Source organism: Roseburia sp. 831b (assembly GCF_001940165.2).
Lineage (GTDB): Bacteria > Bacillota > Clostridia > Lachnospirales > Lachnospiraceae > Roseburia.
In genome coordinates, this window is sequence record NZ_CP135162.1 from 1,377,785 (window position 1) to 1,391,070 (window position 13,286).

Genomic DNA, 13,286 nt, shown 5'->3' on the forward strand with positions numbered 1-13,286 from the left:
TATATTAACTCCTTCCATTAAATGCAGTAACACTAGTAATTGTAGGTTTTACTAAGCCGAACTTGCCATCACCTTTGACACGTTCTCCCACAACAATGCACTGACCTTTCTTTAATCCTTTTAAAGCATTAAGCCATGTACTTCCGTCTGTTGGATCTAATTGCTTAGCCATCTTAACAATCTCTGCATCTGTTGGCTTAAAATACAATTTAAATGCAGACTGCAACAGTCTTGTTACTTCATCGTCATCTAAGACTTGCAATGATTGAGTAGCATACCATGCAGACCATCCAAACTTTCGTCCTTCTGTAAGAATCTTGCAACTAGGTGATTTTTCTTTGTGAGACAAGTTTTGTGCCTCATCAAGTACTACCACAAATGGTTTTTCTTTACTTCCATTTTTAGTTGAGTAATACCATAAATCCCATAGCATCAATTCTGTGATAATAACCTGCATATCTCTATCAATTGCGGTCAACTGAAATATTGTTGCAGTTGATTCTTTAGGATATAACACATCTCCCCAATCAAAGCTATTATCATCTTCAAATTCAATACTGTAAAAAAATGGTTGCATTTTTGAAATTACAGTCTGAGCCGCCTTATTTACCTGTTTCTCATATTCCAATTCCTCTTGGAAATGTTGCATATTCATTCCATCTTTATATTTAGATAAGCCAATTCTTACAGCATCAAAAATAGCTGCTGATTGCTGGTCTCCAAATTTATATACATGTGTCATAATATTTGCAAATCGTGCTGCAATATCTGAATCCTTTTCAGGAAATTTCTGACCAGCAAATTCAATAAACTGTCTCTTGAACGGATTAATAGGAACATTTTCAAACTTAACCACTCTTTGATTAATATGATTTCCCATTTTACTTACAAATTCAGGTTCTAATTGGTCTAATCTAAAGCCCTCCGTATAATCAAATATAACAGATGAAACATTACTCTTTGATAATTCATATAGCATTGTTTGAATACTATATGTTTTTCCTTGGCCTGATGTACCAGTAATTAAAAGATGTCTATTCGCCAACTGCTTATGACCAAACTCCCAGTATACCTGTTCAGAGATTTTATCTGTTCCAATAAGAACTCTAGTAGCATCTAAATCAACTTCTGGTCTCTGTTGCACTATTTCATCATTTTCAACCAATTTTTCTTTTGTATCCTGAACATCACTCACAACATTCATAATATCATTGTCTTTTTCTTTAACTGACACTGCAATAGAATCCTCCGCTCCTTTCTGTGGGGTCGTAGTATTTGATTCCATATCCGGATCAGCCATCGCTACATCATGAATATCAAAGGAAGTATTATTAACACTGGTCTTATTCTTGTGAGAATTTAAGAGCTTAAGTTCTTCCTTTAATTCCCTCTCACGCTCCTCAATCTGCTGTTCTTCATTCTCTGCATCAATTAATACACCTGCGTTAATATCGACAAACTCCATATCATCAACTGTTTCATTTAATAGCAAATTCTGAATTCTCTTCTGTGGAATATCATAAAGCTTAATAGTTGATACATCTGTATCAATCATTACATCTGTATCCCCATCCATATCAAGCCAATATCCTAAAACTCTACCGCTCCACTCAATATCGAAATTACCATCTAATACAGAACGAAGCTTTGAGGACAACTTTGCAAATTCAGTAGAATTATCGCTAAATGTTACCTGTGCAAAAGCAAGTGCACGATATAACTGTGCATACCAATATCTTCTCTTTATTGACTTTGAATTAGGATCAAAAATTGTGGAAAGTCTCTTTATTCCATGTTTAACCTGAGCGATCGCATGTTCCTTATGTTGCGGAGCATTCATTACACTTGACATTTTACATTCTGTAACTTTTGCTGTTAATTTCAGTTTATCATCATCCGATACATTTGCCTCAAGCACCAAGAAATCCGGACGTGACTGTGACTCGTCATCATCCTTTTCAATTTCTCCACTAAACCAATGCTTATATGAATCCAAATGAATTACAATCTTAAGAGCACAATTAGAATCTTCTTCCTTTTCCCTTAATGATGTTAACACATACGCCATAAACTCATTTATATTATGGTCCTTCTGATTAATTGCCGATAATAAACTAATTCCATCTAATCCACCAGCTTCTTTTATACACAATTCAGCCGCCTTATCAATCTTGGTTTTTTCCCAATGGAACAGTTGGTATAATCTGCTCTCAAGTTTTTTCTTAATAGTATCCAAAATGCTTTTTCTTGCAGTAACCGTTAAATTATATTGTCCATATGCCCCTTTACCTGTACTGAATCCGATAATTGAATACTCATTAGGATGCTGTTCATCATTTCTAAGTAATGCCCCATCCATTCCACTATCTACACAAACAACCCAATATGCTTTTTCATGGAGTGCATGAACAATTCCCTGCGCCTCGTTATCAATGCAAACTTCTTTAACCGCAATATAATTTCCATTCGGTATAGTTTCTGAATTATTTCTATATCTAACAACCTGAGTATGTGCATATGCACTCCCAAACTGTGGCTGTGATAGTTCTATTCTTCTCTTAATATTGCTTGAGGTATCAGAAACCGGAGATGGTTTAAACACAATTGGAAATCTACATTGACTAAGATCTAAACGCACTGCTCCACTTTCATTTACAAACTGCAGATTATTAACTTTTAGCAAATCCATAACAAATACAATATCGTTATTTCCATTAAGTAACTTCTCAATATCTGCCTTTGTTCTCCATTCATTCAAATACGTCTTAATACTTACATTTGCGTCTTGTGAAAAACACTCATCCATCCAATATGCAAGATAATTTCTACCTCCTTTATTTTCTGGTTTAACCAAAATTTTGATGTTAATATTAATTTTATCATCTGAATGTTTCTTCTTTTCAATTTCTATATATTTATAAATTGATGCAATTATTGGCTGCAACTCTGAAGGATCAATAAATACAATGCTTAAATTCCTGTATGAATTAGGAAAGGCTTTAGTATAATCAGCCAAAACTCCATATATCATTTTAGCATTGTCATTCATCCTAACATTATCTTTACCATCAAAATCATCATCATAAATTGCATCTTTATGAATCATATCCTTCAGTCTACTGTTATTTTCAATATCACTTCTTCCATATACCGAAAATGTTCCAAAAGAATTAACTGCACCAAAATATGTTTGTCCATATGAAGGGAATATATCTAATGAACTCTGAATCATACTCATTTGCATAAGATTATCAATAGTATCATCAATTTCTTTTCTCTTTATCTTATCAGCATGACTCTTTTCTTCCCACCATTCTGCACATCCATCTAAAAAGAAAATCTTTTGGTCATTCAATTTTTCCAAAGCTGCCGGATGCCATGCTGGAACTACACAACATCTAAAACAGGTATCATCGGATAAAACCTTTGTTGTTTCTTCGATATTAAACGCATGTATATATGCATCCAATATCCATTTCTGATTTTCAGGCAAACTCTTCCTTGCCAATTCATTTCCGAGCTTTGTATATTCATCTACAAGCGTTACTAATTCAGATTGTTCTTTACAAATACATGAATAGAAACCATCATTTGCAACAGCATATATAAACTTTACAAAACATTTCCCCAATTTATCAAATTTTGCAGATATAAGCTTTGTATCCTCTGACGTATTCTCATCCACATATTTTGCCAAATCAAAATCAAATCTAATATCACTCTCGTCATACAAATCAAAAAACTCTTCTTCACTCTTAGCAAATAATAAAGATGTTATTTTCTTAATTGTAGCCACCGGGATAAAAATATTCTCTGAGTTGTTAAACTCACTAAGCATGCAGATATCCGAAAAATTGTGAAGCCAAGCATCTGTACTACTAAATCTCCACTGAAATGGCTGAATCATTTTTTTATTTCCAATTTTTACTATTTCACCATCCTCATCTCTACATTTAATTGAAAAATCAATTTTGCTAATTGTTTTACTTGCACTAGCTGCTTTTACATAACCACTATCAATATTTACAAATGTGCTATTTGGTGAAAATATATTTGACGGAGTACAGGTAATATCTACTTCCTCATCATTTACATACCACATATTTCTGTTTAGGTAATCAAATACCCCATTAGTATGCCTGCAAATAGTAAGCCATGTATTCTGCAACTGTTGTTTTTCTTCCTCATTCTCAATATCAGAATACATACTTACAACTTCAGCTTGACTAATATCAAATTCGATAGAAGCTACAGCTAATTTCAATTCCTTAATTGAACATAAAACTTGAAGCAACGCTGATGAAAAAGCCTCTAAAGGATCACCTGCAACAATAGGAATAGTAATTTTTTCTTTTTTCTCTTTAGTAATTTTGATATCTAATATAGATTCAATGATACTAAAATCTGTTTGTACTAATTTTTCGCGATATTCTTCAACCCTCTCACCTCTAATATAGCCTAAAATAACTGTCGCCAATTCATCATATGATTTAATTCCCTGCATAGGCCACCCACTCCATGCAGAAGAATACTCATGACCCTCTTGTTCGTATGTCTCAATTTGCTTTTTGTACTTATTATATTGTGTCTTAGACAACTTCTTAAACATCTGACGACTAATAAAGTTCTGCTCCACTCTCAAAATATTACTCTTAGACCTTAACGCTTTAAGATTTGGCAAATCCATCTTTTTAAAAGGAAGTCCCCATAAAGGAAGTGTAGAGTAAAATAGTTCAATAAAGTCATCAACTGTTGAAATCTTGTTTACCCACGTATCAAAAAGATTGCTCAACTTACAAATATCTACTGCCACAAAATCAAACAAATCTTTATATAACTTATTGACCGCATCAATCTCTGTCTTACCTAAATCAATTGTGCCAGCAAATACTGCAAAATAATCACCTGATAATTCGCTCACCAAAATATCCGGCGTAATAGTATAACAATTCAACAAACCTCCTTTATCTTCTTCATCTTCTGTTCCTAAAAGAATAAGGACATTTGTATCGTGTGAATTTCTATAATGAGTAATACTTTCCTCATCAGCAATCCAATCATTTTGTTCCATCTTCTGAATGTAGACTGAATTCTCTGTATTATTCTTAAAATGTCTCCATTTATTCTTTGCCAACTTAATTTTCACAGATAGTCCCATATTTTTTAACAAATCAGAGGCTTCTCTTGAAACATTTTCGTAAATTTTTATATCTTCAAAGTTATCGATTCTAATCATCATTTCGCCATCTTTTGCAGGAGCATTTGCCACAATAAGCTGCACTATACTATCAACAATATATTTCATGTCTATTCTGCCTCCTTCAATATATTTGTATAAGGGTTACTGACAATTGATGTTGCATCAGACAACTCTTTAAGGAATCCCGTTTCTTTCAAAAAATTCTGAAATGCCACTTCATTTTCAGCAAAACAACTAGCTAAAGCTGTATCTATCGTTGCATCATTTTCAAGCGATTTGCGATATTCGTTTGGGCCAATTACGATACCATAATGTTTATATAGTTTTTCCAAAAACATATTTAAGGTCATCTTTTCTCCCGGTGCTATTAATGCTAAAACAAGAAATCTTATTACATCCTCCGATAAACTAAACCTTTCAAAGGCACCCTTATTTGGAATAATGCACTGCATTTCTTTTCCCTTTGCCCTAAAAATATCTAATGAATCCTGTTTGGCTTTTTGCACATATGTCATCATATCATCTTCGGGAATGTCCAACCCTCTAGCAATCATATTAAGTGCAGTCATAAAATCAGCTTCTAATGCACTATAAGATTCAGCCGCAATTTTTTTAACAGAATCTTTTGATGCCCCCTTCATGTCAACTATCCATTTTCTTTTATTATTACCCAGATAAGCCGACACTCTCCATGACATCATACGCATTATCTGGAACATAATCCCTTTCGCAAGAATTTCCATTCTGTTAATCGGATGCATTTTACATGACAAATAATTAATTAATTCATCAACACTATACTCTTCACACTCTTTATACGCATCTTCCGGAATGAATGATAGATTAAGCTGTTGAACTAAATCTTCCTTATCAAAACCCATTTCGCTTTCCCAAGATTCTTGTATAAAACCAGCCATATTAGAAATCTTTTCACATTGAACTTTCACTAAATCATTAAGCAAATATTCTAGGATTTTCTTTTTATCATCTTTTCCTTCTAATCCCTGAAGGATATGCAAATAGTATACTTCACCCCCACGAGCCAAAAAGTTTCTTCTGTCAAAACTAAACTTTGTATCAACAGTAATTGGATCTTCATCCCATTTTACAGAAGCCTTTCTTTTCCTTTCACTAGGATCACATCCACACATCATAAATTCTGGACAAATTGGCAGTAATTCCTGTGCTCCCCAGAATCTATTTTTAATAACAACTGCATATCCATGAAATAAGTCCTGTATACTTTCAATGTATTCATTTTTTTCATCATCAGACATACCTTCCATCTTTGATTTTATTATTTTTATCATTTCCTGATATGCCTGTTCATCCGCTTTGATCGTTCCTTTTTTTCGAGCCTTATCATAAAAAATAAAACGTCTCAATGCCATTCTTGGTTCAACCCAATAGCTAAGTTTTTTCTCAATAGTCATATCATGAAATGACATTTTTCCATCTTTTAGATTGGCATCCTTCGCAGAAGAAAAGACCAAAAGGAACTCTATCATATACTCATATAATGTTTGATCTGATTTAAAACGATTACCAAAGAGCAATGAGGAAATAATCTTTCCCTTCTCAATTCTGTCGTAATCACTATCCATACCTTTAGGAAATGTACTCATATCATCGCCTCCTACAACTCTCTGATTATGCCATCATCAGCAATTTCCAAACTAACTGCCTTTACGCCACTATTTCTCAATATTATCATTTCAAATGTTTCATCAGAATCATCATTTAATTCTGACAGTTCTGCCTTTAAACTTTCTATACCATGAGATAGTTGTGGATCCACATTCGTTGAAATAATTCCATTCTTTAATTCCTCAAAGTAATTTAGTAAAGGCAATGTGATTTCACTCTCTAATTCTTCTTTATTTACCTCTAACTTCAGCGAATATCTTTTTTTATCGCTATTAAATAAACTGTCTTTTGTAGGTCTAAGAACAATTTTAATACTTTTGGTCATCAAAGTACCCGTAATCAACTGAACATTCTGAGCTATTCCTGCTTCTCTGCTTAAAGTAAGAGGAATCATCGAATCATTGCTAGTTGTTCCAACATAAATCATTGATAATGCATCACACACCAAATTAGCGTCCGCTCTTGATGGTGACGACTCACCATTTCTCAACTGCAAATATCTCCTATATTGCTTAGAAAAAATATCTTCATAATTATGTGCTAACACCATTTCATCAGTTTCAATATTAGTAAACAAATACGCTCTTCTTAAAAACTCAGTCCATCCAGAAATATACGCATTTTTTTGCTCTGCATCTGTTATTATTTGAGACATTTGTTTTCCAAATACCTTGTCATATTCGCGATTTACTAGTATCCTTTCGTCAGAACGCAGTCTTTTACTATCATATCCACAATTATTTGCCTCTTTTACTGCTACAATAGTAAACGCTTTAGTGTTTACCACAGTGCCTACATAGCCAAAAAATAGATTTGAAAACAAATATTTATACTTTTCAACCATTGATACCTCATCACAGTTAAATCCGCCTGTAATCATATATGCTAATTGCTCTGTCATGCTACGGATTGTAAGTCTCTTTCCATGCTCAGTAAGCCATATATAATGCATATTAAGGAATTCATTTACCCGCTGCCTATTCGCTTTGATTATCTCTCTATTAGCATTAATATGACAGTATTCCTTTTTGGGACATCCGTCACATTTTTCCCAGAGTTTATCTTGAATTAATTTATCAACAAATTGATTAGCAAAATATGTATTATCTACCGTTGCTACATTTATCACGCAGATTTTATAATCATTAATTTCTGTAATACTACCCGTATTACTATCCATAGAATCTATTAATTCAATTTTCGCTCTTTCTCTTTCATCCCCTTCGTCAAACAAATTACCAAATGTATTTATTAATGGTCCAGTATTTGCTACCATAAAGACATAATTACCATTCATTGGCATTTTCATAGCTTCTGAAAGCACACTTACTTTCTCTTCATCAGATATTTCGCTAAAGTCTTTTATACACCGGCATAATCTTCCGCTAGGCAATGCATAATCACATATTTTTACATCTGGCTCGAATGCTATTCCTAATTCAGACAATACCTGATACATAATACTTGTTTTTCCATCACCTGCATGACCAGTTAACACAATTACATGAGGTTCTTCACTTTGTAAACTATTCAAAATGAATTTGCTCAACCCAACCTCAACCATTACATCCTTAAAGAATTGATTATGCACATTCTTTTCACCGTAAGAGTTGGGATTTTGTGCATTGTAATTATGTAATGAATTAATATATGAAATATACTCTTCGTTATACATACTAAATCTCCTTTGTAAAGTATTTCTATTATCAGCTACACAACATTTCAAGCGCATCACATAATAAGTCAATATCCTTTCTGCTATTAAACTTACTAAGTCCAACCCTGACTGTTCCTAAATATTCCTCATCTTTTAACCATTTATGAATATTTGGTGCACAATGATATCCTGTCCTAACTGCGATATCATAGTCTTCATCCAATATCATGCCAACATCTTCCGATTTGTATCCTTCTACCACGAATGATACCATTCCAATATGCTTGTCTTCAGGTGGTAAAAACATCCTGATGTTATCTATTTCTTGCAATTTATCAACCAAATATTTTAAAAGTTCTTTTTCTGTTTCATATGATTCTTTCAGCAATGCTTCTTCCAAAGCAACACTCAATCCCTTAACTGCAACTACATTGGCACTAGATGCCTCATATCTGCTAGTTCCTATAATAGGCATGTCTAGATTAAGCGAATCACTTCCAGTTCCTCCAACTATCACTTCCTGCAGCATATGGTTATGATAATTAATAAATCCACCTACACCTAATGGTCCATATAAGGTCTTGTGCCCTGCGAATGCTAGGAAATCTATTTTCCAATCTTTCTCAATTTCAATCAACCCAAAAGACTGTGCTGTATCTAAGACAGTATATGAATTATATCTCTTTGCACTCTCAAATATTTCTTTGATTGGTAAAATATATCCAGTAACATTACTAACATGTGTACAGCACACACATATTGGTTTATCTTTTGCAAATAAATACTTCGTTGTTTCTAAATCTATTTCTAAAGTATCCGGTAACAATGGCAATTCTTTTACAATAATCCCAATTCTTTTTTCAAGCAGATGTAAAACCCTTGCCACCGCATTGTGCTCATATGGTGACATATAGACTATATCACCTCTATGGAAATCCAGTCCTTGCAAGATTTGATTCATTGCAACAGTTATAGATGGTGTCAATATCACATCCGAATTATCACTAGCATTTGCCAATTTTCTTAACTTATTTTTTGCATCATCTATTATAGCTGTCGCTTCACGTGCTGCTTTATATGATCCTCTACCAGAATTAAAAGCATTTTCACGATTTGCCTCGTCTAATGCTCTATATACATTTTCTGATTTTGGATATGTTGTAGCAGCATTGTCCAAGTAAATCATATATTCGCCTCCTAGCCCAATTCTTTTTCTATCATTTCCAACAATATAGCAATTTTGTCGTTCACAGATAAATCAGCAAAATCTTCCAGTGTATCTGATAAAATATTTCTAAGTATCGTACCCGTTCCTTCATCTACACATTCATAATATCGTACAATTTTTTCACCATTTTTGCCGATAAATGATAGTTCATTTTTATCACTACTTACTATAGATTTATCCATATTTTCGATTTCTTCTTTGACATGTTTAAGCTCATCAATATAGCTCTCTAACGAATTTTCATTCCATGTATCGAGATGAATTTCAGTTACTGCTCTCACTACCTTTTTAACAATTTCCATATCGTCATATGAACTATTCTCGGCAATACATGTCATAAGACCTGTTACTTGAGTAGAATGTAATCCATGCTTTGCCATATCGCTCTGTCGCTCGTACCAATCTAAAAGAGTATGATGTAAATCTTGCTTTGATTTTTTATCAAATACTTCAATCGTCTCCGAGATAGCTTTTTGTGTAATCCATTGCAAGTAAGCATTAGCCTTCACTTTTAACTCTTTAATTAATACCAATATTTCCTCATATTCTTTATTCTCAAATACTTTTGGAATATCAATAAATAATACCTCGTATGGATTAGCTTCGACATTTTGCAGTAGTGTTTTTATTTTAGGAAATGCCTTTGCTATTATGTCATTTTCCCAATATTCACTCCCCTTTCTAATATTCTTGGTAACTTGGGGCAAAGCCCTAAACCAACGCTGCATACCTTTTAATACATTATTAAGTCTTGACTCAGTTTTACCAATAGTTTCTTTTGCATCAAATAATGCTGACAATTCCGAAATGTATTTTTCCTTTTTAACATCTTCTGATGAAACAAACAAAAAATAATCGTCCGGTTCATCGCACATATTAAGAATTATTTCTGCAGATAACTGTTGCTCCTTTTTGCCAAAGTAAATGACAACATCTTCATTTCTTTGACTTATGGCGTATGCAAGGTATAAAGGAATAACTCCTTTTCTCATACCAATTGGAGCTTGAACCAACTTATTTATGATTTCACTGACAGATTTCTTAGTATCACATGCATCTATAATGAAATCATTGATCAATGACATGACATTTTCTACATTGTTTTTATACTCTTTATTTCTAATGCCAGTTCCTACAAAAACTGCTCTATAAATTGTTGATTCCGCACTTGTTCCTGACATATATACATCAGTTTGTTCTTCATTCAACAATGTTTCCATAATTGCTTTTCTTGCTTTTTTAATTGGTGAAGAAGTAACATTTTCTTTATTGATTAATTCATTATTGATAGAGATTGTAGCACTATAAATCTGCCCACACACTAAGTCTACTATATCCGCTAATTTCTTTTTGTTAGATGTTCTCAATCTTCCATTATCAATATAGAACACCTTTTTACCACTTTCATCACCATACGTTAACTCAAGATACGCACCTATTTCACCTGCTAAATCTTCCTCTATTATTGGAATCTCTTTTTCAAGAACCTTATTTTCTTCTATTGCAAAAAAAGACATATCCGCCTTAATCTCTTGCAAAATATCATACTCTTGGATCTGATTTATAATATCTAGGCTTCCATAATTGTATAAAACAATCAGCTTCGGACAATCAGCGACCTTAAGTTTCTCTTCAATTTCTGAAGAATGGTTGTCCTTATCTTCTGAATATAGAGCAAGTACCTTTCCATCACAAAACACACAATTATTAAGTAATACTTTTAAATCTGAAATGCTTAAGAAATCTTGTACAGACATATATTCATACCTAAAATATCTAGTCATTGTAAAATTATCGTTATATCTTCGAGGCAAAATATATCTTTCTTCTGATATCTGTAACAATACATTATTAATATTTACTCGCCCCGCCCTAATGGCTTTCCTCTTTTTTATCTCCGTCTTGAGTTCAGAAGTCGCTCTAGTTTTAAATACATAGCAATTATTTGCACCTTTTTTATAAATGAGATCTTTTTCAATCAATTGTCTGATTGTCTCGTCTGGATCTGTAACATTAGCAGCCAAACGCAAACACATCCTATCTGCCGGCATTTCATCCGGTTTGTTCACAATATTGATAATTGCAAGCGTCTTAATCATCTTAATCTGATCATGCACAGTAGTCCTACTCAAAGCGTATTCTGCATTCAACCATTCATTATGAACATACTCATTATTAACATCCTTTTTAAATAGCCCTTTAAAATAGTCATAAATTAAATCCGCACCAATAATCCAGGGTCTACCAGGTACATTAGAAAATGTACTTACATACTTAGCCATACTATACTGTTCCTCTTTTGAGATAAAGGTAAACAGTGTTCTTTCATTTTGTGCTACTTTTTCACTCACATTAAGCAATAAATATGCACTTGTTGGACTCAATGGGTAACATCCTTTAAGCACAATTTCTTCAAAATCTTCCCGCGTAAATGTAGATGAAAATGCCACTAAACTATAGTACTCATCTGCTTTTTCATCAGAAATGCACTTTTTTATATTATTTTCTTGTTCGTATCCATCCTTTTTATATATGGCATTCTGAATCAACTCATAATTATTCTTAGACGAAGTAACAAACAGAATTTCCCTTATTCTTCCCTCGATCCCAGTAAAAGAATTAATCGTCTCAGCAGATAAATATTTGCCATATTCCTTAATTCCTTTATGTGCAACCATCGTAATGAAAACTTGCGATTGTTTAGAACTATTTGCCAGCTCACATATGTCCTGTAATAATTTCATATTACTTCCCGCCGCTTGCTTGTCCTGTCCTTCAATGTATTTACTAAATTCATCAAACACAATATATATACCGGAATATCCATAGTCTTCTACTAACTTATCAGCAATATTCTTATACATTGGCAACATCTCTGAATTAACCAATGGATTAAAAATACTTCCAGATGTCAACTCAGGATATATTTTCTTAAACACTTCTAAATAATCAATCTCACAATTGTTTAATCCAGTTTCCATCGCTCTTTCTGATATTCTCTTATCAGCAAGTAAAGCTATATATTTTTGATAAGTTTCTGGATATTCTGCTTTCCATTTATAAATAATTTCCAAAGCAAATGTATAGTATGTCTCTGGCGTTAGGTCAGATAATCCTTCTCTTTTTAGTGCTTCATTTAAACCAACCATAAATGCTTGGTTTAAATCTCCCTGCGTACTCATAATAAGTACAGGTAAAAATCTTCCTTTATTATTCCAAATGCGATTAATGTCTTCTCCTGCCTCTTCACTTATCACAGACACTCTATTGGACAATTCACCAATTAACTCTGAATTTTTCTCTGTTCTCTCAAGTGATAATACTGCTAATAATAAAAGTAATAAATGTGATTTCCCCTTACCATACGGACCAATCAATAATGTAGATTGATTATTATTTTCCAACACTGCATTCATATACTGCTTCATAATATCTACAGATGATTTTGTTGGAATATAGCTTTTTATCTTTTCAGTTTTATTCAAATCCAAATAGAGATTAACCGAATCCCTAAAATCACTATTAAAACTGATATAGTCTCTTAAATTTGCCAT

General features: G+C 33.0%; 5 protein-coding genes. All 5 read right to left on the reverse strand.

The window, feature by feature from the left end; genetic code table 11:
* Positions 1–4: 4 nt before the first annotated feature.
* Genes BIV16_RS06415 through BIV16_RS06435 form a run of 5 tightly spaced genes read right to left on the reverse strand, consistent with a single transcriptional unit; the run spans position 5 to position 13,286 of the window.
* Complete coding sequence (locus BIV16_RS06415) at positions 5–5,305, reverse strand: ATP-binding protein (protein ID WP_075678616.1); 5,301 nt, start codon at positions 5,303–5,305, stop codon at positions 5–7.
* Between the two features lie 2 nt (positions 5,306–5,307).
* Positions 5,308–6,825 carry a hypothetical protein gene (locus BIV16_RS06420; RefSeq protein WP_075678615.1) on the reverse strand — a complete coding sequence of 506 codons (1,518 nt, stop codon included), beginning with the start codon at positions 6,823–6,825 and terminating at the stop codon, positions 5,308–5,310.
* Positions 6,826–6,836: 11 nt separating this feature from the next.
* On the reverse strand, positions 6,837–8,522 hold the full coding sequence (locus BIV16_RS06425; protein WP_075678614.1) for a hypothetical protein: 1,686 nt from the start codon (positions 8,520–8,522) through the stop codon (positions 6,837–6,839).
* A gap of 31 nt (positions 8,523–8,553) precedes the next feature.
* Positions 8,554–9,690: an aminotransferase class V-fold PLP-dependent enzyme gene (locus tag BIV16_RS06430; RefSeq protein WP_075678613.1), complete on the reverse strand. Its 1,137-nt coding sequence runs from the start codon at positions 9,688–9,690 to the stop codon at positions 8,554–8,556.
* Between the two features lie 11 nt (positions 9,691–9,701).
* Entirely contained in the window at positions 9,702–13,286 is a 3,585-nt protein-coding gene (locus tag BIV16_RS06435) for a hypothetical protein (RefSeq protein WP_075678612.1), read from the reverse strand.